Source organism: Xanthomonas sp. DAR 35659 (assembly GCF_041242975.1).
In the GTDB taxonomy this organism is placed as follows: domain Bacteria; phylum Pseudomonadota; class Gammaproteobacteria; order Xanthomonadales; family Xanthomonadaceae; genus Xanthomonas_A; species Xanthomonas_A medicagonis.
Genome location: NZ_CP162488.1, coordinates 4,747,857 through 4,773,640 on the forward strand (window position 1 = coordinate 4,747,857; position 25,784 = coordinate 4,773,640).

The 25,784-nt window shown below is 69.7% G+C and carries 24 protein-coding genes; 10 read left to right on the top strand and 14 right to left on the bottom strand.

Going from position 1 to position 25,784, the window contains the following annotated elements; all coding sequences use genetic code 11:
- Nucleotides 1–119: 119 nt before the first annotated feature.
- A complete protein-coding gene (locus AB3X07_RS20110) occupies nucleotides 120–668 on the bottom strand; it encodes an RNA 2'-phosphotransferase (RefSeq protein WP_369944823.1) in 549 nt (182 codons plus the stop codon).
- Between the two features lie 54 nt (nucleotides 669–722).
- On the bottom strand, nucleotides 723–1,622 hold the full coding sequence (locus AB3X07_RS20115; protein WP_369940620.1) for an AraC family transcriptional regulator: 900 nt from the start codon (nucleotides 1,620–1,622) through the stop codon (nucleotides 723–725).
- A gap of 299 nt (nucleotides 1,623–1,921) precedes the next feature.
- On the opposite strand from AB3X07_RS20115, the gene AB3X07_RS20120 reads away from it, so the two are divergent.
- Nucleotides 1,922–2,281, top strand: coding sequence for a hypothetical protein (locus AB3X07_RS20120; RefSeq protein ID WP_369940622.1), 360 nt, complete (start codon nucleotides 1,922–1,924; stop codon nucleotides 2,279–2,281).
- Between the two features lie 60 nt (nucleotides 2,282–2,341).
- On the opposite strand, the gene AB3X07_RS20125 is transcribed toward AB3X07_RS20120, so the two are convergent.
- The 3 genes from AB3X07_RS20125 to AB3X07_RS20135 form a co-directional block, all read right to left on the bottom strand.
- Nucleotides 2,342–3,253: a CorA family divalent cation transporter gene (locus AB3X07_RS20125; RefSeq protein WP_369940623.1), complete on the bottom strand. Its 912-nt coding sequence runs from the start codon at nucleotides 3,251–3,253 to the stop codon at nucleotides 2,342–2,344.
- Between the two features lie 131 nt (nucleotides 3,254–3,384).
- Entirely contained in the window at nucleotides 3,385–4,764 is a 1,380-nt protein-coding gene (gene cycA / locus AB3X07_RS20130) for a D-serine/D-alanine/glycine transporter (RefSeq protein WP_369940625.1), read from the bottom strand.
- A gap of 138 nt (nucleotides 4,765–4,902) precedes the next feature.
- Nucleotides 4,903–5,778 carry a DMT family transporter gene (locus AB3X07_RS20135; protein WP_369944824.1) on the bottom strand — a complete coding sequence of 292 codons (876 nt, stop codon included), beginning with the start codon at nucleotides 5,776–5,778 and terminating at the stop codon, nucleotides 4,903–4,905.
- 304 nt (nucleotides 5,779–6,082) lie between these two features.
- Here AB3X07_RS20135 and AB3X07_RS20140 point away from each other — a divergent pair, with 304 nt between their 5' ends.
- The 3 genes from AB3X07_RS20140 (at nucleotide 6,083) to AB3X07_RS20150 (ending at nucleotide 9,072) form a co-directional block, all read left to right on the top strand.
- Nucleotides 6,083–6,769 carry a hypothetical protein gene (locus AB3X07_RS20140; protein WP_369940627.1) on the top strand — a complete coding sequence of 229 codons (687 nt, stop codon included), beginning with the start codon at nucleotides 6,083–6,085 and terminating at the stop codon, nucleotides 6,767–6,769.
- A gap of 21 nt (nucleotides 6,770–6,790) precedes the next feature.
- A complete protein-coding gene (locus AB3X07_RS20145; protein ID WP_369940629.1) occupies nucleotides 6,791–7,990 on the top strand; it encodes a peptidoglycan-binding protein in 1,200 nt (399 codons plus the stop codon).
- A 215-nt stretch (nucleotides 7,991–8,205) separates the two neighbouring features.
- Entirely contained in the window at nucleotides 8,206–9,072 is an 867-nt protein-coding gene (locus AB3X07_RS20150; protein ID WP_369940631.1) for a class I SAM-dependent methyltransferase, read from the top strand.
- A gap of 142 nt (nucleotides 9,073–9,214) precedes the next feature.
- On the opposite strand, the gene AB3X07_RS20155 is transcribed toward AB3X07_RS20150, so the two are convergent.
- A complete protein-coding gene (locus tag AB3X07_RS20155) occupies nucleotides 9,215–10,108 on the bottom strand; it encodes a LysR family transcriptional regulator (protein WP_369940633.1) in 894 nt (297 codons plus the stop codon).
- An 85-nt stretch (nucleotides 10,109–10,193) separates the two neighbouring features.
- Between AB3X07_RS20155 and AB3X07_RS20160 the strand changes: the two genes are divergently transcribed.
- Both AB3X07_RS20160 and AB3X07_RS20165 read left to right on the top strand, forming a co-directional pair.
- On the top strand, nucleotides 10,194–11,033 hold the full coding sequence (locus AB3X07_RS20160) for an NAD(P)H-dependent oxidoreductase (RefSeq protein ID WP_369940635.1): 840 nt from the start codon (nucleotides 10,194–10,196) through the stop codon (nucleotides 11,031–11,033).
- Between the two features lie 71 nt (nucleotides 11,034–11,104).
- Nucleotides 11,105–12,199, top strand: a complete 1,095-nt coding sequence (locus AB3X07_RS20165; protein WP_369940637.1) for a DUF1615 domain-containing protein — start codon at nucleotides 11,105–11,107, stop codon at nucleotides 12,197–12,199.
- A gap of 24 nt (nucleotides 12,200–12,223) precedes the next feature.
- Here the strand turns inward: AB3X07_RS20165 and AB3X07_RS20170 are convergent, their stop codons facing one another.
- The 4 genes from AB3X07_RS20170 to AB3X07_RS20185 all read right to left on the bottom strand — a co-directional run bounded on the left by AB3X07_RS20170 (nucleotide 12,224) and on the right by AB3X07_RS20185 (nucleotide 16,292).
- Nucleotides 12,224–12,562, bottom strand: coding sequence for a hypothetical protein (locus AB3X07_RS20170; protein WP_369940639.1), 339 nt, complete (start codon nucleotides 12,560–12,562; stop codon nucleotides 12,224–12,226).
- A gap of 122 nt (nucleotides 12,563–12,684) precedes the next feature.
- Complete coding sequence (locus tag AB3X07_RS20175; protein ID WP_369940641.1) at nucleotides 12,685–13,029, bottom strand: DUF3817 domain-containing protein; 345 nt, start codon at nucleotides 13,027–13,029, stop codon at nucleotides 12,685–12,687.
- A 143-nt stretch (nucleotides 13,030–13,172) separates the two neighbouring features.
- Nucleotides 13,173–13,937: an AAA family ATPase gene (locus tag AB3X07_RS20180; RefSeq protein WP_369940643.1), complete on the bottom strand. Its 765-nt coding sequence runs from the start codon at nucleotides 13,935–13,937 to the stop codon at nucleotides 13,173–13,175.
- 270 nt (nucleotides 13,938–14,207) lie between these two features.
- Nucleotides 14,208–16,292, bottom strand: coding sequence for a beta-galactosidase (locus AB3X07_RS20185; protein ID WP_369940645.1), 2,085 nt, complete (start codon nucleotides 16,290–16,292; stop codon nucleotides 14,208–14,210).
- A 429-nt stretch (nucleotides 16,293–16,721) separates the two neighbouring features.
- Here AB3X07_RS20185 and AB3X07_RS20190 point away from each other — a divergent pair, with 429 nt between their 5' ends.
- Nucleotides 16,722–17,939 carry a glycoside hydrolase family 30 beta sandwich domain-containing protein gene (locus AB3X07_RS20190; protein WP_369940647.1) on the top strand — a complete coding sequence of 406 codons (1,218 nt, stop codon included), beginning with the start codon at nucleotides 16,722–16,724 and terminating at the stop codon, nucleotides 17,937–17,939.
- Between the two features lie 224 nt (nucleotides 17,940–18,163).
- Here AB3X07_RS20190 and yjjJ read toward each other — a convergent pair whose 3' ends face one another.
- Nucleotides 18,164–19,537 (bottom strand): type II toxin-antitoxin system HipA family toxin YjjJ, encoded by a 1,374-nt coding sequence (gene yjjJ, locus AB3X07_RS20195; RefSeq protein ID WP_369940648.1) that lies wholly within the window; start codon nucleotides 19,535–19,537, stop codon nucleotides 18,164–18,166.
- Between the two features lie 309 nt (nucleotides 19,538–19,846).
- The gene (locus tag AB3X07_RS20200) at nucleotides 19,847–20,470 is read right to left on the bottom strand and encodes a DUF2076 family protein (protein ID WP_369940650.1); all 624 of its coding nucleotides are present in this window, start codon (nucleotides 20,468–20,470) and stop codon (nucleotides 19,847–19,849) included.
- Between the two features lie 321 nt (nucleotides 20,471–20,791).
- Here AB3X07_RS20200 and AB3X07_RS20205 point away from each other — a divergent pair, with 321 nt between their 5' ends.
- Both AB3X07_RS20205 and AB3X07_RS20210 read left to right on the top strand, forming a co-directional pair.
- Nucleotides 20,792–22,069: an acetamidase/formamidase family protein gene (locus AB3X07_RS20205; protein ID WP_369940652.1), complete on the top strand. Its 1,278-nt coding sequence runs from the start codon at nucleotides 20,792–20,794 to the stop codon at nucleotides 22,067–22,069.
- A gap of 99 nt (nucleotides 22,070–22,168) precedes the next feature.
- Nucleotides 22,169–22,831, top strand: coding sequence for a GDSL-type esterase/lipase family protein (locus tag AB3X07_RS20210; RefSeq protein WP_369940654.1), 663 nt, complete (start codon nucleotides 22,169–22,171; stop codon nucleotides 22,829–22,831).
- 121 nt (nucleotides 22,832–22,952) lie between these two features.
- Here AB3X07_RS20210 and AB3X07_RS20215 read toward each other — a convergent pair whose 3' ends face one another.
- Nucleotides 22,953–23,153, bottom strand: a complete 201-nt coding sequence (locus AB3X07_RS20215) for a hypothetical protein (RefSeq protein WP_369940656.1) — start codon at nucleotides 23,151–23,153, stop codon at nucleotides 22,953–22,955.
- A 90-nt stretch (nucleotides 23,154–23,243) separates the two neighbouring features.
- Nucleotides 23,244–24,215: a polysaccharide deacetylase family protein gene (locus AB3X07_RS20220; protein WP_369940658.1), complete on the bottom strand. Its 972-nt coding sequence runs from the start codon at nucleotides 24,213–24,215 to the stop codon at nucleotides 23,244–23,246.
- A gap of 341 nt (nucleotides 24,216–24,556) precedes the next feature.
- On the opposite strand from AB3X07_RS20220, the gene AB3X07_RS20225 reads away from it, so the two are divergent.
- Complete coding sequence (locus tag AB3X07_RS20225; protein WP_369940661.1) at nucleotides 24,557–25,687, top strand: hypothetical protein; 1,131 nt, start codon at nucleotides 24,557–24,559, stop codon at nucleotides 25,685–25,687.
- The last annotated feature ends 97 nt before the right edge of the window (nucleotides 25,688–25,784 follow it).

Here is a 25,784-nt window from a genome sequence, read left to right on the forward strand (position 1 = left end):
GCACCTTCCCCCGAAAAGGGGGCCATGGTCCCGAGGGGAGAAGGAACAGCATGAGCCCCTCTCCCACCGGGAGAGGGGTTGGGGTGAGGGTCCGGCGCGAAAGCGACGCGCGGAGTCCGCTACGCGCCGTCCGGAAACGCGATGAACGCCACCGGCACCCGCGCCGTCAGCCAGACGCCGTTGTCGGCGCGATAGAACAGATGCCCGACCTCGGCCAGGGCCTGCGCGCGCACCGTCAGCACGACCGCCTGCCCGTAGCGCTGGCCGACCTGCAACGCCGTGTCGGGCGACGCGCTCAGGTGCACGTGCTGGCGCTGACCCGGCAACAGTCCATCGCGACGGATCGCGTCCAGGAAGCGAGTCGCCGTGCCGTGGTACAGCTGCGGCGGCGGCACGGCCGGTGCCAGGCCCAGATCCACGGGCAACGAATGTCCCTGATTGGCGCGGATGCGCAGGCCATCGGCACTGAGCGCGAAGCGCTGCTTGTCGCTCCGCGCCACCACGCGCTGCAGTTGCGCGCGGCTCAACGGCCGGACGGGCCGCGCCAGTTCCAGCAGCGTGTCGATCGCCGCCCAGCCCTGTGCGTCGAGGTGCAGCCCGATCGCCTGCGGCTGGTGCCGCAGCACCCAACTGAGGAACCTGCTCGCCTCCTCGTCGGAACACTCCATCATGGTGACCTGCGCGTGTCCTCGGGCAGGCGACGATAGAGCACGCCTGCGCGGTCAGCCAGCCAGGCCGAGCTGCTCGGCCAGGTCGTTGCGCGGCGAACGGCCGTACAGGCGGCTGTATTCCCGGCTGAACTGCGAGGGACTCTGGTAGCCGACGCGGTAGCCCGCCGAGCCCACGTCCATGCGCTCCACCACCATCAGCCGGCGCGCTTCGCGCAGGCGCAGCTGCTTCTGGTACTGCAGCGGGGTCATCGCGGTCACCGCGTTGAAGTGGTGGTGCAGCGACGAGGCGCTCATGTTGACCCGCCGCGCCAGGTCCTCGATGCGCAGGGGTTCGGCGTAGTGCTGGCGCAGCCAGGCGATCGCCTTGGCGATGCGGTTGCTGGGGCTGTCCTCCTGGGCGATGCGCAGCAGGTTGGGCCCGCACGGACCGGTGAGCAGGCGGTACAGAATCTCCTGCTCGATCAGCGGCGCCATCGCCGGGATCTCGTCGGGGCGCTCCAGCAGCCGCAGCAGGCGCAGCGTGGCGTCCAGCAGCTCCGGGCCGGCGGTGTTGACCGAGACGCTGCGCACGCAATCGGCACTGGCCTGCGCCGGCAGCGGAATGCGTTCGAGCAGGTCGCGCAGCCGGTCCGGCCGGATCGCCATGCCCAGGCCGAGCAGCGGCCGCTCCGGACTGGCCTGGGTGATCCGCGACACCACCGGCAGGTCCAGCGCCACCAGCAGATAGTTGCCGACGCCGTAGCGGTACTCCTCCGCGCCCAGGCTCAGGCACTTCTCGCCCTGCACCACCAGCGCGAAGCACGGCCATTGCGCGGTGTGGTTCTTGGGCGACGGCGCGGTGCGGTGCGAGCAGTGCAGCCCCTCGATGGCGGTGTCGCCGTCGCCGTCGGGAACGGTCGATCGGGCAATCAGGGTGGCCATTTCGTGATAGCGGTCGGCAAGCGCGGTCATCGGCGTGGGACGCAGCGGCGGGCAATCGAGGGAAGCACAGCTTGCCTGATGCTGCGCCGGGACGGGCGCGGCCGCGCGACGGTTTGCAGGATCGGACAAGAATTCCGTGGAATCGCGATAACGCGCCGCGGCGCCGCGCTCGCATCCTGTCACGGCTGGATCCCCCGCCGCGTCTTCGGAGTGTCCCATGCCCATGCCGTCCCCCTCCCCCGTCCCCAACGCGCCGCGCGCCATCGCGCTGCCATGCCGTTGCCCTTCCTCCGCCCGCGCCCTCGCGCGCACAACGCAGGATTGACTCGATGCCTCTGCATACCGAAGCCCTGGAAATCACCACCTACCGCCTGCAGGACTGCACCTGGGGCACCTTCCTGCGCGCCAACGCCGAAGTCGACGCCTGGCTGCGCCGCCAGCCCGGCTTCCGCTCGCGCCGCATCGCGCGGCGCCGCGACGGCACCGTGGTCGACATGTTGCTGTGGGACAGCGTCGCGCACGGCACCGCCTCGGCACGGCGGGTGCTGCGCGACCTGCGCGGCGCCGCGATCCACGCGCTGATCGATCCGGACACGGTGTCGTGGGACATCGCGCCGGTGCAGCACGTCAGCGGGCAGGACACCGGCGACGACCGCGTCGAGGCCGAAGCCGACAGCCTGGCCGCCTGATCGCGCGGCGAACGCAAGCCCGGCGGCGGCCGCGCGAGCGGCGGCCGCACGGTGCGCTCCTCACACCCAGCCGCGGCGCCGGAACCACGCCAGCGGCAGCACCACGCTCAGCGCGATCACCCCCAGCGCCCAGAAGTACGCGTCGTGCCACTTGAGTTCGGGCATGTAGGCGAAGTTCATGCCCCAGATGCCGACCAGCACCGTCGGCGGGATGCCCACCACCGACGCCACCGCCATCACCTTCATCACGTTGTTCTGGTCCATGTTGATCATGCCCAGCACGCTGTCGAGCAGGAACTCGACGCGGTCGTCCAGGTGCTGCTCGAACTCGCTCAAGGTGACCAGGTCCTTGTGCAGCAGCGCGATGCGCTTGGCCGCATCGGCGCCGAACCAGTCCGGGGCCGCGCCGTCCAGATACGTGGCCAGGCGCAGCAGGCCCTGGCCAGCGTTGTGCAGGCCGCCCAGCCGCCGGCCCATGCCGCCGACCGCGTGCAGCATGCGCTCCAGGTCGCGCGCGCGATGCGGTTCGTCGAAGGCCACGCGGGTGGTCTCGGTAATCTGCGCCTCCAGCGCCTCCAGCCGGTCCGCCAGGCGCCCGACCAGTTGGTCGAGCAGGCGCAGCAGCAAGTCGTCGCTGCTGCGGCACGGCGTCTTGTCCAGTTGCGCGGCCACCGCGTCCAGCGAGCCCATGCGCTGCTCGCGCTGGGTCACCAGCACCCGCGGCGACAGCGCGAAGCCCAGTGGCGCGGTCGGGCCGTCGTCGTCCTGGAAGCGCGGCACGTTGAGGAACAGCACGTCGCCTTCGACCCGCACCCGGCTGCTGAACTCGATCTCGCCGATCGCCGCCCGCGTCGGCAGGGCGAACCCCACGCTGCGGTCGGCCTCGGCCAAGTCCTCGCGGGTGGGTTGGCACAGGTCCACCCAACAGAACGGCGTGGCCGATGTCGCGGCGAGTCGGTGGACGGTGATCATCGGAACCTGCGTGGCGGCGGGAGGGCGCGAGCATCCTCCGCCGCGGCTGAAGCACGCGTCAACGCGATCGCCACACGCCGCGGCAGCGCGCGCCGCACCGTGCCGACGCACGGCCGCCGCGCGCGTCGACCTCAGACGTGCGCGCCGCCGCGGCGCTTGAGCGCATAGCCCACGCCCAGGATCAGGAACCATACCGGGCTGGCCAGCAAGGCCTGGCGGGTGTCGTCCTGCAGCGTCAGCAGGGCCAGCACGAAGACGAAGAACGCCAGACACACGTAGCACATGACCACGCCGCCGGGCATCTTGAACGCCGAATCCGCATGCAGTTGCGGGCGCTTTCGCCGGTAGGCGATGTAGGCGCACAGGATCAGCGACCAGACGAACATGAACAGCACCGCGGCCAGCGTGGTGACCAGGGTGAAGGCGGTGACCAGGTTCGGGATCAGGTACATCAGCACGGTGCCGCCGAGCAGGCAGGCGCAGGAGAACAGCAGCCCGCGCGCCGGCACCGCCGCGCGCGAGAGCCGGGCGAAGCCGCGCGGCGCGTGCCGCTCCTCGGCCAGGCCGTAGAGCATGCGGCTGGTGGAGAAGATGCCGCTGTTGGCCGAGGACGTGGCCGAGGTCAGCACCACGAAATTGATCAGGCTGGCCGCGGCCGGCACGCCGGCCAGCACGAACAGCTCCACGAACGGGCTCTTGCCCGGCACCACCTCGCGCCACGGCGTCACCGCCATGATCGCGACCAGCGCCAGCACGTAGAACACCAGGATGCGCACCGGGATCGAGTTGATCGCCTTGGGCAGGTTGCGGCGCGGGTCGGCGGTCTCGGCGGCGGTGGTGCCGACCAGTTCGATGCCGACGAAGGCGAACACCGCGATCTGGAAGCCGGCGAAGAAGCCGCCCAGCCCCATCGGGAACATGCCGCCGTCGTTCCACAGGTTGGCCAGCGAGGCCACGTGCCCGGACGGCGACCGGAAGCCCCAGGCGACCAGGCCGGCGCCGGTGAGGATCAGCGCGCAGATCGCCACGATCTTGATCAGCGCGAACCAGAATTCCATCTCGCCGAACAGCTTCACCGTCACCAGGTTCAGCCCCAGCAGCACCAGCACGCACAGCATCGCCGGGATCCACGGCGCCAGCGTGGGGAACCAGAACTGCGCATACGCGGCGATGGCGATCACGTCGGCGATGGCGGTGATGATCCAGCAGAACCAGTAGGTCCAGCCGCAGAAGAATCCGGCCCACGGTCCCAGCAGGTCGGTGGAGAAGTCGATGAACGACTTGTACTCCAGGTTCGACAGCAGCAGTTCGCCCATCGCGCGCATCACGAAGAACAGCATCACGCCGATGATCAGGTACACGAACAGGATCGACGGCCCGGCCAGGCTGATGGTCTTGCCCGAACCCATGAACAGGCCGGTGCCGATCGCCCCGCCGATCGCGATCAGTTGCAGGTGGCGGTTGGACAGGCTGCGCTGCAGGTGATCGGGCGGAACGGACGGATCGGACATGGGCGCGGCCGGCGGCATGGAGGGTGGACGACAACATAGAAGATGCCGCGCAGGCGCGCCAGCGCGACATGGCGGCGACGGATGCGAACCGGCACGGCGAAGGCAGCGCGGCGCCGATCCTGGCGTCGCGCGCGGCGGTCACACCAGCTTGGTGCGGCGCCACCAGTGCGTGACCTGTTCCTCGCGCACCAGGGTGAACAGCCCGGCGCCGAGGATCAGCGCGATGCCCACCGCCATCGGCCAATCCAGATGGTCGTGGAACAGCCAGTAGCCGAAGCCGATCGCCCACAGCATCTGGCTGTATTGGGTCGGCGCCACCGCGCTGACCGGCGCCGAGCGCGAGGCGTACATCATGAAGATCGCGGCCAGTCCGGCGAGCAGGCCGTAACCGGCCAGCAGCAGCCACTGCTGCCAGGTCGGCCACACGAAGTGCGGCAGCATCAGCAACGCGCCCATCAGCAACGGACCGAGCACGCCGGCACCGTACAGCGTGAGACGCTTTTCGCCGGGCCCGGCCATGCGCAGGCTGATCACCGACACCGCCCCGACCAGCCCGCAGACGATGGCGGCGACATGGCCCTCGCCCAGGTGCCGGAACCCCGGTCGGAGCACGATCAGCACGCCGATGAAGCCGACGATCACCGCCAGCCAGCGCCGCCAGCGCACTTCCTCCTTGAGCAGCAGCACCGACAGGAGGGTGACGAAGATCGGCATCAGGAAGATCAGCGCGAACGCCTCGGCCATCGGCAGCAGGGTGAACGCGGTGACCGCGGACAGATTGCCGACCGCGCCGGTGAACGCGCGCAGCAACCAGATGCTGGGGCGCTGCGCCACCACCACCTCGCGCCAACGATCGCCGCGCTTCTTCAGGAACGGCAGCGCGGCGAGCATCAGCAGCGCGCCGAAGAACACCACCTCGTAGGCGGGCAGCGTGCCCTCCAGGCTCTTCACGAACGCATCGCTGATCGAATACGCGGCGTAGCAGGCGAAACCGAGCAGCACACCCTTGAGCATCATGGGCCTCTTGTGATCGACGCCCTCCCGCGCCGAACGCACGGGAGGAAGCACCCATTATGCGGGCGGACCGCCCGCCTGCCGACCCGGCGCCGCCGCCGTGGCACCACGTCTTCTTAAGGAATGGGTTGCTATAACGCTCGGCGTGACCGATGGCACGCCCACGGTCATCTGCAAGGAGCAGGAGTTGCCTCCGTGTCGGGACGACGCGCATCTGACGCCGTCTTGCCGGCCTGCCTGTTGCTTTCAGCCCGTTCGCAACGCGCAGCTTGCGCGTGCAGCCAGAGACTGTCCGATGCCCTCATTGTCCCATTGCCTGCCCTTTTTCCTCCTGGCGAGCCTGGTCGGTTGCCAGCCAGCCGCGCAGCCCAACCCGGTCGCCAACGCCGCCGAAGGCACCGCGCGCCCGGCGTCGCCCGGCAACAAGGCTGCCGCCGCGCCCGCCGCGGCGCCCGCGCTCTCCGGGGAAGCGTCGCTGCAACCGCTGCTCAAGCCCGGCGACCAGATCCTGGCTTTCAAACAGCATGATCTGACCGGCGACGGACAGGACGACGCGGTCGCGATCGTCCGTCATGCCGACGCCGACGCCTCGGGCAACACCTGCGAACTGCTGATCCTGCAACAGGCCAACGCGGCATGGCGCGTGACCGATCGCAGCCCCCAGGCGGTCGACTGCCTCTACAACGACGTGGCGCGCAACGCGAAGCGCCTGGACGACAACCTGAGCCTGAAAACGCAGGAAATCGTCTACGTGAACCAGCAGACGCGCAGCAATGTCACCTACACGCTGAAGTACGATTCGGCCAAGAACGCCTGGTATCTCGCGGAAGCGAGCAGCACCGCGCCGGCGGAGAACCCGCAGAGCGGTGCGATGGACGTCTTCCGCGGGACCGCCAGCTATCCGGCGGACTTCGCCTGGACCGCGATCTCGCAGATCGATCCGGAAAAACTGCAGGAAGCCATGGACAAGCACCGCGCCATCGTCCAGTAACCCAATCCAAGGAATGAACCCATGCCCCGTTTCAACGAAAGCTCGGCACTGCTGCTCAAGACCGCGATCGATTCCGGCATCACCTCGCCAACGGAACTGGCCAACCTGATGGGAAACGCCGCCGTCGAGACCGGCCACTTCCGACGCATGCACGAAAACCTGGGCTACACCTCGGCCGACAGCGTGATCGCCGCGGTCTCCTCGGCCGATGACCGTTTCACCCGCAAGCAGGTGGAGGACGCCGTCGCCAGCCGCGACCCGCAGCGCATCGCCACCGTGATGTACGAAAACCGCGCCGATCTCGGCAACACCGAACCCGGCGACGGCTGGCGGTTTCATGGCCGCGGCTATCTGCAGTACACCGGACGCGACAACTACGAACGCTACGGCCAGCGCTTCAATGTCGATCTCGCCAACAACCCGGACCTGGCGGCCGAGCCGCAGACGGCGGCCAATCTCGCCGTGGCCTACTGGCGGGATCGCGTGCCGGAGAACCTGCGCGACGACGCACGTGCGGCCGGCCGCATCATCAATGGTGGCAACAACGGCGCCAACGAACGCGTGCAGGCCGCGAACCAATGGGCCCAGACCATCACCCCCGAGCTGGTCGCCGACATCCAGAGCGGCAAGGTCTCGCTGCAGCAGTTGGCCAGCATGGGCGGAGATGAGCGCAGCCAGCAGACCCGCGCACTGCAGGAACAGTTGGCCGAGCTCGGCTACCGTGGCGCCGACGGCAAGCCGCTGCATCCCGACGGAGACTTCGGACGCAATACGCGCCACGCGCTGCAGGACTTCCAGCGCGCGCACGGGCTGGACGACGACGGCGTGGTCGGACGCGACACGCGTGCGGCACTGGCCCAGGCCAAGCAGTCCCCGCTGGTGTCCGAAGCCACGCATCCGGACAACCCGTTCTTCGCGGCGCTGCGCGAAAGCATGCCCGGCGCCAGCGCCGCGCAGGTCGCGCACACCTTGCAAGCGGCGAAAGCCGAGGGCATCAACGGGCCGCAGCAACTCCAGGCGGTGACGGTGCAGGACAACCTCGCCTTCGTCGCCGGCACCACGCCGGGGTTTCGCGCCCGTGTCGACCTGGACCAAGCGCCGCCGGTGCAGGAAAGCACCCGCCAGCTCGATGCGCAGAATCAACAGCGCGATCAGGCCTTGCAGCAACAGCCGAATCCGCAACAGGAACCTGCGCAGGCGCGCGGCGGCATGGCGCAGTGAACGCCGGGGACCGCGCCGCTCACGCAACGGGCGGCGTCGGGTCCCGATGGGATGCGCAACGAGACCAAACGCGTTCTGCTGGAAAGGCGCCGTGGTGGTGCCGCGGCCCGGACATTGCCCCCAGCGCGTCGGCGTGACGAGTGCAGCGCGCGTCAATCGTCGCTGTCCACCGTTGGCGCCGCGTCGGTTACGATGCGCTCCCGCATCCGAGCCTCATGCCGCGCCCTGGCGCCGGCAGATACGACGTGACCCGCTATATCGGCCCCCTGCTGACCCGTCCGCTCGCCACCGCGCTGCTTGCCGTGCGCGATGCCGGCGCCACCACCTGGTCCGGCTCGCTCGACCTGGCGCGTAGCCAGGGCCAGGCACTGCTTGGCGTCGACCGCTGGCAATGGCAGGGACGCGACTACCCGTATCCGGGCAAGCTCAAGGACCGCACGATCTACCATTGGGACGGCGAGGACTTCGCGCCGGTTTCGCGCTTCGGCGGCGCGCTGATCAAGCTGGTGCCGACCGAGTGGGGCGCGCCGACCTTCGAGATCGACGGCATCAAGATGCTGCCCAGCGCGCAGCTGTCGCCGTTCGAGGACGCGCGGCGCAAGGTGGCGCTGGTGGAACCGCGCGGCAAGCAGGTGCTCGACACCTGCGGCGGCCTCGGCTACTTCGCCGCCTGCGCGCTGGACGCCGGCGTGGCGCGGATCCACTCGTTCGAGAAGAACGCCGACGTGCTGTGGCTGCGCACGCTCAACCCGTGGTCGCCGGACCCGGCCGCCAGCGAGGGCCGCCTGCATCTGACCCATGGCGATGTCGGCAGCGCCATCGGCGGCATCGCCGATGCGACGATGGACGCGATCCTGCACGACCCGCCGCGCTTCGGTATCGCCGGCGAACTGTACGCGCAGGCCTTCTACGATCAATTGGCGCGGGTCCTGCGCCGCGGCGGCCGGCTGTTCCACTATACCGGCAGCCCGAACAAACTGACCAGCGGCCGCGACGTGCCGCGCGAGGTCGCCAGGCGCCTGGAAAAGGCCGGCTTCCGCGCGCAACTGGCGCTGGACGGGGTCCTGGCGACCCGCCGCTAGCCGACCCCGCCGGCGTCGCGGATGCCACCGCCCGCGCCAAAGCATGCAGTACGGGCCACCACCTGCCCCTGTAGGAGCGGCTTCAGCCGCGACACACAGCCCACCGCGCGCAAGCCGCCGCAGGCAACGCCCACCGCACTCCTCACACCGACGCCGCAAGAAGCTCACGCACCCAGCGATGCGCCGGATCGCGATGCACCCGCTCATGCCACAGCATCGCCATCTCGTATCCAGGCACCGGCACCGGCGGCGCGCACAGGCGCAGGCCGGGGTGGCCGCGCGCCACCCGCTCCGGCAGCATCGCCACCAGATCGGTGCGCAGCAGCACGTCGATGACGAACAGGAAATGCGGCACCGACAGCGCCACCCGGCGCCGCAGCCCGCGCTCGTGCAGCGCCGCGTCGGTGACGCCGCTGAACCCGCCGCCGTCCGGCGATACGATCACGTGTTCGAGCGTGCAGAACTGCGCCGGCGTCGGCCGTCGCCGCAGGCGCGGATGGTCGGCACGGCCGGCCAGCACGTAGCGCTCGGCGAACAGCGTGCGCTGGCGCAGGGTCGGCGGCGCGCCGGCGCGGGTATGCAGGGCCAGGTCGATCTCGCCACGTTCGGCCTGGCGCGCGATCTGCAACGGCGCCACCTGCAGCACCGCCAAGCGCGTGCCCGGCGCCGCGCGGCGCAACGCCGCCAGTGCCGGCAACACGATGGTGGACTCGCCGTAATCGCTCGCCGCCACGCGCCAGGTGTCGCCGGCCTGCGCCGGATCGAACGGCGCGGCGGGCGCGACCGCGCGCTGCAGCGCCTCCAGCGCCTGCCGCAGCGGCGCGCGCAGGGCGTCGGCGCGCGCGGTCGGGCGCATCCCGCGCGGGCCCGGCAGCAGCAAGGGGTCGTCCAGCGCCTCGCGCAACCTGGCCAGGTGCACGCTGACCGACGGTTGCGACAGATGCAGGCGTTCGGCGGCGCGGGTCACGTTGTGCTCGGCCAGCAGCGCGTCCAGGGTCAGCAGCAGGTTCAGGTCCAGGCGTCCGAAATTAAGCATGGCTATGACTGGAATATCCGAAATTCATTTCCACTATAGCCAGGCGCGGCCTACGTTGCGTGTCTCCGTCATCGAAGGTCGCCCCATGAACGTGCTGCTGGTCTACGCCCACCCCGAACCCACATCGCTCAACGGCGCGCTGCGCGACTTCGCCGTCCGGCGCCTGCAGGCCGCCGGACACCAGGTGCGGGTATCGGACCTGTACGCGATGCGCTGGAAGCCGACGCTCGATGCGCAGGACAGCCTGGACGGCGCCGCCGGCGCGCGCTTCGATCCCGTCCTGGACTCCGGGCGCGCCTTCGCCACTGGCCGCCAACGCGAGGACATCGCCGCCGAACAGGAAAAACTGCGCTGGGCCGACGCCGTACTGCTGCAGTTCCCGCTGTGGTGGTTCTCGATGCCGGCGATCCTGAAAGGCTGGGTGGACCGCGTCTACGCCTACGGTTTCGCCTACGGCGTCGGCGAACACTCCGACACCCACTGGGGCGACCGCTACGGCGAGGGAACGCTAGCCGGCAAGCGCGCGATGCTGCTCGTCACCACCGGCGGCTGGGAATCGCACTACGCCGCGCGCGGCATCAACGGGCCGATCGACGACCTGCTGTTCCCGATCCAGCACGGCATCCTGTACTACCCCGGTTTCGACGTGCTGCCGCCGTTCGTGGTCTACCGCAGCGGCCGCATGGATGCGCAGCGGTTCGCGCGGACCTGCGACGCGCTCGGCCAGCGCCTGGACACGCTGTGGGACACCACGCCGATCGCATTCCGCAAGCAGAACGGCGGCGACTATGCCATCCCGGACCTGACGCTGAGACCGGAGATCGCCCAGGGCCAGACCGGGTTCGCGGCGCATGTGCTGGGGCACGAGGAGACGCGAGCCACCGAGGCAGCGCCCGCGAGCGAGCGCCGCAGCGGTCGGGCATGAAGGACCGCGCCGGACGGTAGGATGGCGCGTGCGGCGAGTCCGCCGCGCTTGCCATCGGAACCCTGCCGCACATGACCGTCCCCGCATTCGCCCGCCTGCTCGTCCTGTGTGCCAGCCTGGCTCTGGGCGCCTGCGCCACCCAGGCACCGCGCGCGCCCGAACGCACACCGGCCGAGATCAAGGCCGACATCGCGCGGCGCATCCCGGCGGCGATTCCCGATCGCAACGGCTGGGCCAACGACGTCTATGTCGCCCTGGCCTCGCAGGAACTGAGCACCAGCGCCGACAACATCTGCGCCGTGCTGGCGGTGATCGAGCAGGAATCCACCTACCGGGCCAACCCACCGGTGCCGGGCCTGGGCAAGATCTCGCGCGCCGAACTCGGCCGCCGCGCGTCGGCATTGCATGTGCCCGGGTTCGTGCTCGACGCGGCGCTGGCGGTGACCTCGCCGAACGGCCGCAGCTACGGCGACCGCATCGCCGCGGCGCGCACCGAGCAGGAACTGAGCGCCATCTTCCAGGACTTCGCCGGCAGCGTGCCGCTGGGCCAGCGCCTGTTCGGCGGGCTCAACCCGGTGCATACCGGCGGGCCGATGCAGGTGAGCATCGCCTTCGCCGAAGCGCAGACCGACGGCTATCCGTATCCGCTGCAGGACACCGTGCGCCACGAAGTCTTCAGCCGCCGCGGCGGCGTGTGGTTCGGCACCCGCCATCTGCTCGGCTACCCGAGCGACTACGATGCGCTGCTGTACCGCTTCGCCGACTTCAACGCCGGCTGGTACGCCAGCCGCAACGCCGCGTTCCAGGCCGCGCTGGCACGGGCCAGCGGCATCGCCCTGGCGCTGGATGGCGACCTGCTGACGCCGGGCGCGGACCTCGATGCCCCCGGCGCCACCGAGCGCGCCGCGCGCAGCCTGGGCGCGCGGTTGGGCATGGACGCACGCGCGATTCGCCGCGACCTGCAGCGCGGCAGCGATGCGGACTTCGCCGACAGCGCGCTGTATCGCCAGGTGTTCGCGTTGGCCGACCGCGACGCCGGACGGCCGCTACCGCGCGCCGTGCTGCCAGGCATCGCCCTGGAAAGCCCGAAGATCACCCGCAAACTGACCACCGCCTGGTTCGCGCAGCGCGTGGCCGAACGCTGGCAGCGCTGCCTGGGCAGATGACCCGGCCGCTGAGCGGCGGCCGCGCTACTTCGGCTTGCGCAACGCCATCACCGACCAGCCAGTGGCGATGCCAAGCGCCAGCAAAACGACGCAGAGCACGCTGTCCCACGCGATCGAGAACCAATAGTGTCCTGGATCGGCCTCCAGCACATAGATCCGTTTCGGCCCGCCCCTCGCTGAGCCGATGTACACGCCGCTCAGCAGCGCCTTCGTCAGCAGGTAAAGCTTGATCGCGGCGCTGGCGCCGATGACCGCGGCCATCATCAGCAACAGCGGCCGTTCCAGACGCGCGACCAGCCGCTGCAGGCCGCTGAGTGGCGGCAGTGGCGGTGGCGGTGGAGGACGTCGTTTCCGTTTGCCCATGGCTTCCTCGCCTGCGTAGGCGCCGCATTCTAGAGCGATGCTGGAGAACCCAGGCACAATGCATCACCGATACAACGCATCCACACGCGGAGAAGTGCCTGGCCTGCGCGGTCGCGCCTGCGCTACTGCACTGCGCGCTGTCGTGGCTCGCCGAGCAGGCCGATGCGGCGAAACCACAGTTCCAGCGGCACCGTCACCAGCGGCGGCAGCGCCGCCAGCAGGCTCAACAGCCAGGCCCACCATGGCCAGCGCAGGCGGACGGCGGCGATCACGCTGACGGCCAGGTAGCACAGGAACGCTACGCCATGCAGGCGCCCGAACAGCCACACGCCCAGCTCGGTGGTCTGGGTCCCGTACTTGAGCAGCATGCCGAGCAACAGGCCGGCCCAGGTCAGTCCTTCGAAGAAAGCCGCGGCGGCGAACACGCGGCCAACGGGTGCGAGCGGTGCGACGGTGGAGGAAGGCACAGGCGGCTCCAGCGGAGAGGGAAGATGCCGCGACGCGATGGCGGCGGCGACGCCCGCTGGCCGCGCCATTCTACAGACCCGCGACGCGCGATCGACGGCGCGGCGCGGCGAACCGGTCGCGCCGGCGCGACGCGGCGGCCGTGTCACGCCTCCTCGTCGAGCAGCGTGTCGAGCATGCGCTGCGGCTGCTCCAGGAACGCGCGCGTGAGCTGGTAATGCTCGGTGTCGCGGTAGGCCACGCGCTGCAACCCGTCCTCGCCGATCTGCAGGATGTCGGCATCCGGGTAGGCCATCAGGATCGGCGAATGGGTGGCGATCACGAACTGCGAGCGCTGCTGCACCAACTGATGCAGGCGCGTCAGTATCGCCATCTGCCGCTTCGGCGACAACGCCGCCTCCGGTTCGTCGAGCACGTAGAAGCCGTTGCCGCCGAAGCGGTGCAGCATCAGCGCGAAGAACGACTCGCCATGCGATTGCGCGTGCAGCGAGGTGCCGCCATAGCTGCTGATGAGACGGTTGCCCAGGGTCGGCGCCGCGTCCAGGCGGTCGATCTCGGTGGCGACGTTGTAGAAGCTCTCCGCGCGCAGGAAGAACCCGTCGCGCGCGCGGCGGCCGCTGCGGCCCAGGCGCAAGGCCTCGTGCAAGGGCGAATGCGAGGCCTGCGTGCTGAAGTTGAAGTTGCGGGTGCCGCCCTCCGGATTGAAGCCCCAGGCCACCGCGATCGCTTCCAGCAGGGTCGATTTGCCGCTGCCGTTCTCGCCGACGATGAAGGTCACCTTGGGGTGGAAGCGCAGCACGCCCAGGTTGCGCACCGCCGGCAGCGAATACGGCCAGTCGCGCATCGAGGCGATCCGGTCCAGCTTCAGCGCCACATCCATCAGATAGTGTTCGGCATCGATCGCGCGCACGTCCTGCTCCCGGCCGGCGGGATGCCGGACCACCCGCGCCAGTCTTGCGGCGACCTGCGCCGCACGCAAGGTGCCTGGCGCCCTAGCCGGCCCATGGCGACGGGTGGCGCGGACGCGCGCATCGCGGTCGACCCGCAAGGCGCCCGTGTCGCCCGGCAAACGGCAGGATCGCGCGTTGCGCCAGCAGCGACGCGTGCAGCCGCGCGCCGCATCTGATCGCGCAACGGCCGGATGACCGCGCCGCTTCGTCGGCCCCGCCCGCGGCCTCGCTCAGCGGCGATCCTCCAGCACCGCCACCGCGTCGGGCGCCAGGTGCACCGTGTCGCTGGCGGCGCCGGCGTCGAGCAGCGAACGCATCGGCGCCGGCAGCCGCACCTGCTGCGCATCGGTGCCGTGATTGATCAACACCAGCACGCGACGGCGGCCGTCGCCGCGCACGCCCACCTCCACGTCCGCGGGCACGTCGGCCAGCGGCGCACGCACGTGCGCATCGCGCAGCCAGTCGCCGGTGAGGCGATCCAGGGTCGCGTCGTCGAGCCAGGCGCCGACGTAGCTGATGCGCCCCTTGCCCACCTGCCGGGTCAGCACCGCCGGCTCGCCGTCCAGCCAGCCATTGGCCTGGCCGTAGCGCAACGGCACCTCGGTCTGCGCGGCGCGCGCCTGCAACTGCTCGGCCCAGATCTTCGCGCTGCCCTCGCCGGCCGCACCGGCGACCGGGATCGGCTTGTCCAGCGCATAGAACTGCTGCACGCGGCCGCCCAGCAGTTCGCCCAGCGGACCGGGCTGGCGGTGCGGCTGCATGCCGTTGTCGGCGTTCTTCATTGCGCTGCGCGGCCCCAGCACCAGGTGCCCGCCGCGTTCGACATAGGCCTTCAACCGCTGCGCCTGCGCATCGCTGAGTACGTTGAGCGACGGCGCGACCACCAGCTTGTAGCCCTCCAGCGGCGCCAGCGCCGACACGACATCGACCACCTGCGCCTGCTGCCGCAACGGGCGGTAGAACGACTTCATCTGCACGACCGGATCGAAGTCGGCGGCATGCTTCTGGAAGCCCAGCGCCCAGCGGCTGTCGAAATCGTTGATCAGCGCGACCTCGGCATGCGGCGTGGTGCCGGCCAGCGCGGCGCCGGCCTTGGCGAACTCGGCGCCGACCTGCTGGATCTCCGCGTACACCGGCACCGGCTCGCCATCGGCGCCGACCAGGGTGCCGTGGTACTCCTCCTGGCCGTTCGGCGCCGCCCGCCACTGCCAGTACGCGACCGCATCGGCGCCATGCGCGACCGCCTGCCAGGCCATCGCCCGCACCTGGCCCTTGCGCAGCGCCACGTTGGTGGCGCGCCAGTTGACGAAGCCCGGTTGGGTTTCCATCACCCAGTAGTTGCGCTGCTTGTAGCCGCGGGTGAGATCGTGGCGCGCGGCATTGTCCACCCAGTCGTAGCGCTCGCCGGCGACATAGTCGTCCCAGGCGGCGATATCCAGCACGGCGTGCACCTTGTAGGCGTCGAAGCCGGCGAACCACCCCATCATGTTGGTGGTGATGAACTGGCGCGGATCGGCGTGCGGGCGAATCGCGTCGATCTGGTTGCGCGAGTAGTCGGTCCAGGTGTCGCTGACGAAGCGCTTCCACTCCAGCAGCAGCGCCGGATTCTCCTCATCCTCGCGCACCGGGATCTGTCCGAAGTCGTTGTACGTCTGGCTCCAGTACGCGGTGGCCCAGCGCTGGTTCAATGCGTCGATGTCGCCGTACTTGCGCTGCAGCCAGGCGCGGAACTGCGCCTTGGCCTCCGGATCGAACGAGGCCTGCGCGTACTCGTTGTCCAGCTGCCAGCCGACCACGTGCGGGTTGCGGCCGTAGCGCTGCGCCATCTGCTCGGCGATGGCGTGGGCGAATCGCCGGTAGCGCGCGCTGGCGAAGGAAAACTGCTGGCGGTTGCCGTGCTCGTCGCGCACGCCGTCCTGGCTGACCCGCAGCGTGTCCGGGTACGCCTGGGTCAACCACGCCGGTGGCGCCGCGGTCGGCGTGCCGAGCACCACCACCATGCGATGGCGCGCGGCCGCGGCGATGGCGCGATCCATCCAGCCGAAGTCGTACTGGCCCTCGCGCGGCTCCATGCGGCTCCAGGCGAACTCGCCGATCCGCACCACGCGCACATGCGCCGCTTCCATCAGCGCCAGGTCGCGCTCCCACTGCGCTTCCGGCCATTGCTCCGGATACCAGGCCACGCCCAGCAGCAACGGCGCGGCATCGGCGTAGCGCGTGGCCTGCGCGCGGGCCGCTGGCGGCACCGCCAGTGCCAACAACGCGGCGAACAGCAGCGCGAGCGCGCGCGGCGGAAACAAGGAAGACGATGGCATAGCGGACTCGTCGAGAGGGGGAGTGGCGACCGAGGCACATGCGTGGCGGCCGACCTCATTGTGCACGCGCGCACCGTGCGCGGACTTGCGCAACTTGCCACGCCTGGATGCGCAACTTCGCACAAAGCCGATTGGCCGCGCAGCCACCCGCGCAATCCGCATCGTCGCACCGTGCATTGACCGCAAGTGTGTGCATGCGCAGTGCCGGTCTGCCGCACGCCACCGAGCCGATACGACCGCGCTGCACCGCTCGGCCCACGCCTGTCCCGGGACAGCGCGCTGCCTGTCCTGCATCCACGCGAAGGCAATCCCTGCTTCGCTGCGCGTTGCATCTCAGTTGGCGCCGTTGGCGCATGCACCGATTGCCGATGTCACCTTCGCGGCGTAGCGTCGCGCCCTGCCCCACCGTTCCTTCCCGAGGAGACAGACATGAAGACACCCCGCATGCTCGGCGCGTTGCTGGCGATGGCCGTCGCCGCCTTTTCCAGCGTTCCCGCCCGGGCGCAGAACGTCACCCTCAATCCGAACGAGACCTACCAGACCATCCAGGGCTTCGGCGGCATGAACGGCGCCGGCTGGATCGCCGACCTCACCCCCGCGCAGGTCGATCTGGCCTTCGGCAGCGGCGACGGCCAGATCGGCCTGTCGATCATGCGCATGCGCATCGATCCCTCCAGTTCCGGCTGGAGCCTGCAGGTGCCGTCCGCGGTGCGCGCCCGCGCGCGCGGCGCGGTGCTGCTGGCCACGCCGTGGTCGCCGCCGGCGTACATGAAGTCGAACAACAATCTCAACAATGGCGGCAAGCTGCTGCCGCAGTATTACGGTGCCTACGCCAAGCACCTGCTGGACTTCGCCAACTACATGGCCGCGCAGGGCGCGCCGCTGTACGCGCTGTCCGTGCAGAACGAGCCGGACTGGCACCCGGACTACGAGTCGGCCGACTGGAACGGCAGCGACTTCACCAATTTCCTCAGCGTCCAGGGCGCCGGCTTCGGCACCCTGAAGGTGCTCGCGGCCGAGTCGTTGAACTTCAATCCGACCCTGACCGACGCCTTGCTCAACAGCGGCGCCAGCCAGCACGTGGACATCATCGGTGGGCATCTGTACGGCGTGCAGCCGAAGGACTATCCGCTGGCGCGCAGCAAGGGCAAGCCGCTGTGGATGACCGAGCACTACACCGACAACACCGACGGCAATGCCTGGCCGTCCGCACTGGGCGTGGCCAGCGAATTGCACAAGAGCATGGCGGCAAATTACAGCGCCTATATCTGGTGGTACATCCGGCGCAGCTATGGGTTGATCACCGAAGGCGGCGCGATCAGCAAGCGCGGCTACGCGATGGCGCAGTACGCGCGCTTCGTGCGTCCGGGCGCCAAGCGCATCGGCGCTACCGCGGCCCCGTACAGCGATGTCGCGGTGACCGCGTACAAGCGCACCGACAACAAGCTGGTGCTGGTCGCGGTCAACACCGGCACCCAGTACCGCGAACTGAAGCTCACCCTGCCCAGCGGCAGCGCCGCCAGCTTCACCAAGTACAGCACCTCGGCCAGCACCAACGTCGGCTACGGCGGCACCTACCAGGTCAGCAACGGGCAGACCGCGTTCTATGTCGATCCGCAGAGCGTGGCGACGTTCATCAGCAATTGAGCGCTGCTGGCGCAGTGCCGTGGCTGGCACTGCGCCGCGAGGCCTGCGGGACGCTGCCGGCATGGTCTGGCGCAGCGTCGCTTGGTCGTGCGGGCATCCGCTTTCCGACATGCGTGTCGCCGTCGCACACGATCTTCAATGCAGCGGAAGCCGCCCAAGATCCTCACGCATCGCCTGCCTGATGACGCATGCGGCGCGAGGCGGCGCAATGGCCGCCATCGGTGTCAGCCGATGCGCTGCACGGCTCGGCCGAGCTGCTCCAGCGCGCGCGTCGCCACAGCGCGGAAGCCGGCCGACACCGCCGCGGCACGTGCGACGCGGCCCCAGAAATCCAGCGCCATCGCCGCCGCTGCGCGCCATTCTTCCCGGTCCTCCGGCGTCGGCAGCAGCACCGCGTAGTCGCGCTCGACCACCTCGCCATTCACCGCTGGGCGGAACGCCATCGGCAGCATGTCGTAGGCCGGGGCTAGCGCCAGCGGCCGCACGTCGGCGAGCAGCGCGCCGGCATTGCCCAGATGCATGTCGTTGTTGCCGATCAGCGCGCCGAACCAGCCATACACGCCAAGCCGTTTCGCGTCGTCGCGCGCGAGCCAGCCATCACGCTGCAGTTGCCGGGCGAACAGCCACCAGTCGATGCGGCCGTGCCCGTAATAGGCGGCGTCCAGTGCGGCCAGCGAGACGAAGCCGCGCCGGCCCAGGTCCGGCGTGCGGTCGAAGCGGGTGGATTGCAGGAACACGCGCTCGCCGGCGTCCACGATTTCGCTGTCGGCGGCGGCCATGCCGTGCGCACGCAGCACCTGCCCCGCCAGATGCTCGCACCGCAGCAGGTCGGCCCAACGCTGCGCGGCCGGCGTGCCGGCGCGTTCGCTGAACTTGACGATGACCGATTGGAAGCGGCCTTCGTGCTGCAATGTCGCGACGAACTTGGGCTGTTCGCCGCCGGCCGAGGAACCAACGTCCTCGCCACGCAGGGCGGCCTCGGCAAGGCGCGGGTATGCCTGCGCGCGCTGCGCCGGCGCGATCGCGTCGGCCGGTTGCAGCATTGCCTGCAGCGCGCGTTGCAGGGCGACGTTGCCCAGGACCAGATCGCCAGGTTGATCGTCGCCGTGACGCAACAGCCCCAGGACGACGTCGTCGGGCTGCCAACGCAACAGATCGGGAGAGGCGCCGATGTCCTCGGCCACGCGACGCGCGAAGGCACGCCCCAGGAAGCCTTGCGGCCGCTGGTCGTCGAGAAACCAAGGCAACCCCGGGAACACACCGCTCGCGAATTCGCCATGCAGCAAGGCCGGACACGCGCCTTGGGGCGCGAACAGGTAGCCATCGCCATGCAGGGCATGCAACTGGCCGAGCGATTCGGCCTGGCCTTGCGCGGTGATACGGAACAGCGGCCATCTGCCGCCGACGCCCCCGAGCTGGCGGCTGAGCGCGTAGCGCGTGGCGCGCGCCTTGCCCAGGCGCACCACGCTGTCGCCTGCGGACAGTAATAGGCGCGATACCGTCGGCTGACTGACGCCCAGCGCCACCCCGATCTGGGCGGCGGTGCAAGCGCCCTGGCGAAGGAGCGCGGTCAACTCAGGGAGGCGAGAGGCTGGCATGCAGCAGAATTGAATGGAATTATGAATAGATAGTCAGGCCATCTTAACTATCGATCCACATGTGGATCAATCGCTTGCCGCTTGTCTTGGCTGCCAGAAGCAGTAGAAGTTGAATAGATAGTTCGTCCATTCCGCATCGGTGCGGGCGTGCCCCATCGCCCCGGCTTGGCGCTGAGTGCCGCGCTTCTTAGGCTCGACTTGGACCGCAAAGACCGCTCCAGCCCATTGAAGACCGGCAGCGGGAGCAGCCGGCGCCATGGCCGGACGCGCCCGTCCGGCCATCGCATCGGAACACCTGTGGGACCCGGACTACACCCAGTTGTCGTCGTCCGCGCCCGGATCGTCGGCAAAGTCCTGATCGGCATCCTGCAACGGCGCATCGTCGTAGTAGTTGTTGGTGACGTTCTCGACCACGGTGGGTTGGGCGGCCCCGCCACCGAGGAACCCGCCATGGTGGCCGCCAAGCAGGCTCTCCACGCCCTCGAACAGGAACATGCCGCCGGCCACGCCGGCGGCCGTGGTCGCAGCGGTGCCGAGAAAACTCGGCGCGCGTGCCGCTGGAGCCGCGACCGGCGCCGGCTGCGACGCGGCAGGGCCACCGCCGAACAGGCGCTCGCGCCATCCCGGTGCAGCAGGCTGTTGCGCGGACGCGGACGGCGCCGGCGGCGGCGCCGCATTGAAGTCCTGCCCAAGGAAGCTGGCGGCGGGCGGTGGCGGCGGTGCTGCCTGCTGCAACTGGGCGATTTGCGCCTTAGCATTCTCCAGCGCGTGTTCGAGCAACAAGGCCCGCTGCACCAGCAGGTAGGCCGCGTCGGGCTGGCCGGCCAGGCGCTCGCGGATCAGCGCGTCGGCCTGCGGGTCCTTGGCGAGACCTCCGGCATTGCGGACGCGCGCCAGGAAGTCTTCGAGTAGCTGTTGTTCTTGCGGGGTCATACCGGATACCTGGAGGGGATGACCGGCTCGATGCCGGCACGCACAGCATGGGCACGGACCCGCCGGCACCAAGGGGCGTCACGTGCGCCGGTGCGATGGCGTTCATCGAGCGAACGCTGCATATGCTCGCCTGGAGCCTGATCGCCCTGCTGTGCGCTGGCCATGACTTCCGGCATCTCCTGTCGGCACCAGTATTGACTACATTTGTAGTCAAATTTCCGCAGGGGAACACCGATGCACCTCAAGGGCCTGCAACGCGTCCTCGCGGCGACGCTCGCGGTGGCAGCCTCGGCGCCCGCGTGGTGCAAGGAACAATGGATCGTGACCACCGATCTGTGGGGAAACCGCCTCCAACAGACGCTCGAACTGGAGGCGAGCGGCGCGCACCTGCAAGGACGGCTCGACGCCGATCCGGTGCGCGGCAGCCGCCACGGCGACACGCTCGCCTTCACCGCCCTCTCCGCCGACGGTCGCGTCTATCGCTTCGATGGCCGCATCGATGGCGAACGCATGCGTGGGCGCAGCGACCAACCCGATCCCAACGCCGCGGGCGTGCGCGCCAGCCACACCTTCGAGGCCTGGCGCGTGCCGGACCGCGACGCCGATACGCCGCGCACCCACGATTTCGCGCCCAGCGACTACGCCAACGTCTTCAGCGCCGAGCGCGCGCCGGTGCTGGTGATCTGGCCGGGCGACACATTGCGCACGCGGACCCTGGACTCGGGCGGCGTGGACGCCGCCGGCGTCACCCGCGCGCTGTTCGGCAACCCGCAGGTCGGACCGTTCTTCGTCGCCGGCGCCGAACCCGGCGACACGCTCGCGATCCACCTGGTCGCGCTGCGCCTCAACCGCGACTGGGCGGACAGCCTCGACGGCCTGGTCGAACGCCTGCAGACCCCACGCGTGGCGGCGCAGGCCGGCGGTCTCGGCAAGCACGTGCGCTGGCGCCTGGACCGCGCCGCCCAGCTCGCCTCTCCGCAGCAGGCGGAAGGACCGATGCAGCGCTTCGCGGTGCCGGTGCGGCCGATGCTCGGCGGCCTGGCGCTGGTACCGGGCTTCGGCAACGCCGCGCTGTCCACCGGCGACACCGGCGCCAGCGGCGGCAACATGGACTTCAATGCCGTGGTCGAAGGCAACACGGTGTACCTGCCGGTCCAGCAGCCAGGCGCCCTGCTGTATTTCGGCGACGGCCATGCGCTGCAAGGCGACGGCGAGACCACGCAATGGGCGCTGGAGACCTCACTGGACGTGGAGCTGCGGGTCGAGCTGATCAAGCATCAGGCGATCGCGATGCCGCGGGTGGAGTCGCCCGAACGCATCATGACCTTGGGCCAGGCCGGCTCCAGCGACGATGCGCTGCGCATCGCCACCTCCGGCCTGTTGCACTGGCTGCAACAAGGTTATGGCCTCTCGCTGGCGCAGGCCACGCAGGTGCTCGGCGTGGCGGTGCAGTACCGGGTGGCCAACCTCGCCGGACGCAGCATCGGCGTGGCCGCCAGTCTCGACAAGGCGGTGCTGCGCACGCTGGACGCAGCGCCGTCGCGGGCCGCGTCGCCGACCAATGGCCAACGCTTGTCTACCGAACGCAGTAGGGAGTGACGACCGCCACTCGTCTTTCATGGAACAGGGCTGCGATGGCGGCCGAACCAGGGAGTCGACATGGCACGTAGCCCCCGCAACTGGTTGGCGTTGCTGCTAATGGCGGTCGGCGGCGGCAGCGCCGCGCCGAGCTTCGCGTACTGCAGCATCGAACTCAACGGCGACAGCATCCTGTACGGATACGCGAACCGTCCCGGCATGCAACTCGAGATCACGCCCGAAGCCTATCTGCGCGCGCGGGTCGGCGCGTGGATCGACAACCGCACCGCCGCGGGACTGAATACGCGGGATCTGGTCAACGGCTACACCGAACCGTTTCCCGGCGCCGATCCGGCGCTGTATCCGCGTGGGCCGCAAGCGGCGTACGCCGCGCTGCCCCACATCTCCACACTGACGGTGTTGCAGGTCGGCGCGAACGACTACGCGCGCGCCGATTTCGATGCGGAAACGTTCCGCGGCTACTACCGGCATCTCATCGCGACGACGCTGAACAACGGCAGCCTCCCGCTGGTCACCGGCGTTTCGCAATTGAACCTGGACCGCCTCTCGCAGGCACAGCGCGACAACCTCGCCGCGATCAACACGGTGATCCACCAAGTGGCCGCCGAGACCGGCACCGCGCATGCGGGCTGGGACAGCATGCCGGTGCAAACCATCGACGGCGTGCATCCCGACCAGGACTCCTCCCTGCGGCTCAGCGAGCGACTGCTGATTGAACTCGACCGCCTGTGCGCTCTGGTGAACCAACCCGGTGGCGGCTAGGCCAACCCGGTGGCGACTAGGAACGCGTAGCGCCGCAGACGCGGCTAGCGATGCGGCGCGCAGGACGAACGCCGTCCACTGCTAGAGAAGGGCGACGCCCACCCAAAGGTGCCGATCCACGCTACTCCTCCTCGGCGGTGCCTGCCACGGTCTCGCCGCGCGGTTGTCGCGCCGCCCACATGTTGTCGACCAGGTTCGGGTATCTGCGGCCGTTTTGCTCGGCGCGCTGCCGGGCGGCCGCCTTCTGAGAGGGCGACAACGGTTGTGCGCGTTGGCCGCGCGGCTTGGGCTTCTTCCACGGCGGGGTCCTGGACGCGGGCATGGCTGGAGTGCCGAGGTGAGAGGGCTGCATGGTGCCGCGGCGCGGTGCGCGACGCCGTGAACGGCACCGGGCGCGCATCGCTGGCGGCGCCTATTCCGAGTCGACGCCCGCCAGCTTGAATACCCAGCCCGGCACCGCCGGCTCGCCGGCGTAGAAGTCCTTGGGCTTGTGCTCGGCCATCGCCCAGCGGTGCAGCCAACTGATGCCGCCGCGACCGGTGTAACCCTCGGCGTGTTGGTAGGCCGGGTCGCGCAGCGCCTCGTCCAGGGTCACGAACGCATAGCCGCGGCGGCGGGTGGCGGCGATCAGGTCCGGGAACGCGGCCGCGTTCAACTCGTTGGCGTGCATCAGCCAGACCTGCGCGATGCGACGGCCGAACAGCCGCTGCGATTGCGCCTCGAAATAATCCAGCTTGTTGAGCATGTACGGCACGTAGCCCTTGCGCAGCCGCAGCAACGTCGCCTCGCGCGCGGGGCCTGCCGGCTCGGTCTCCAGCACGCGCGCATAGGCGAACGCCCACACCCACTCGCCGTTGTCCACGGTGACCGGCGCAATGCGATAGCCGCGCGCGGTGACGAAGGCGACCACCGCCTCACGGTCGGCCTCGCTGCGGCCGGTGGCCAGGTACGGGTGGCGGAACCAGCGCAACGGCTGCCCGTACTCGGCCAGCAACGGGCGCAGGGTGCGTTCGCCGCGCACGATGGCCTCCTCATAGGCCGGCAGCCCCACTTCGTGCAGATTGACGTGGCCATAGGTGTGATTGCCCAGTTCGTAGCCGGCGTCCAGCCAGTCGCGCAACATCGCCACGCGCTGCGGCTGCACTTCGCCACCCTGTTCGAGCTTGTCCTCGTTGACGAAGCCGACGATGGGCACGTTCGCCTGCTTCAGCGCCGCCATCAGCTGCGCGTGGTATGCCGGCGCCAACGCGTCCGGGGTCTTGCCCAAGCGCTGCCAGGGCAGGTCGTCGATGGTCACGGCGATCCGCCGATCGGTGCCCTGCGCCTGCGCGACACCGAACACGGCCAGCAAGGCCAGCAACACGAAGCGGCGGCAGGGGTTCATCGGGTCGCACCAGATCATGGAATGGCCAAGTCTAGCGGGAACGCTCGCGAGCATCCCCCCATGGCGGCACACGTCAATGACGTGGCGCCCCGACACCACCCGAAGCCGTACAGGCATCGCCCATCCCGACGGAGACCGGATCGCCGCGCCATGCTCCACGCCCGTGGCGCCTGCCGTGCCTCGACGTGCCGGGCCTGCCCGCAACGTCCGCCACCCTCTCTGCGATACTGCGGCGATCCACCCGCTGGCACGGATCGCGGGCCGCCGCCGCTTCGCCAGCACGGACGGCCACCGCCGCCGACCGAATCGCAAGCCGCCTCAACACACCAAGGGAATGAAGCATGAAAGCAACGAAGCACCGCCGCTGGCTCTGCGTGTTGTTCCTGGTCAGCGCCACCTGCGGGGTCCAGGCCACGGCACAGCCCATGACCTTCGGTTCCATCGGCAAGCGCATGGCGGGCAACACGCTTTCGCTCCCCGGTCCGGATGGCGCGGCCGGCACCACGGCCTATCTGGCCGAGGACGGGAGCGGCTGGATCCTGCAAGCCGGACGCGACCAGGCGCCTGCGCCGATCCACTGGTTCACCTACTCCGATGGCACATTCTGCGTGACTCGGACGACGCGCGGCGCTCCGCAGCCAGGGGAATGCGCGACGTACACCTTCGCAGGCGACCGGGTCAGGCTGACGCTGGATACCGGCGACATCCGCGACGGCACCGTCCTGCCGGGCGATCCGAACGGGTTGGAAGCGCGCGCGCGCGGCCAGGCGCCACGGCGTCTGCAAGGCGCCGATGCGGTCCACGCGCTGGTCGGCAATACGCTCGCGATCGTGGCGATCGGAAGCCGGCATCAGTACAGCGCCTACCACCTGCTGGCGGACGGCAGCGGGCGCTGGCTGCAGGACGAGGAGTCCTTCGGCGACGACGTCGGCAAGGTGAAGACACAGGACTTCCGCTGGCGAATCGATCCGCAAGGCCGATGGTGCACCGCGTGGACGCGCGGAGAGGACTGCATGACCATCGCCATCACCGGCGACCGCGTGCTGTTGCGCCAGGACGACCAGGTGCTTGCCGGGCTGCTGGAAACCGGCGATACGCGCCACCTGGCACCGCAGGCGATGGCGCAATCGCAGCGCATGCTGCGCGCCCTCACCGATGCCACGTTGGTGCGGGAGGCGCCCACCGGGCAGGCGGACGGACGCGCCTACTACCTCGGCGCGGATGGCCGTGGCGAGGAACTGCGGCGTACGGACGGCAACTGGACGACGACCGAGCGCGTGCAGTGGCTGTTCCGTCCCGACCGGCGCTGGTTGTGCATCTCGCCGCTTCCGCCGGAGCATCCGAATCCCTTTCGGACCAGCCACTGCGCGTCGGTCGTGCTGTCCGGCAACACGATCACGCTGACACCGGAAAACGGCACGGCCGCGCACGGCACCCTGTCGAAAGGCAGGCCGTCGGCAAAGCGTCCTTAACGCCCCGCCATTGGATGCGCTTGCCTGACGCAGATGGCTTGCGCGATCGCCGCTTCCCGGCATGAACTGGGCCAGTCGATGAACTCGCAGGCATCGG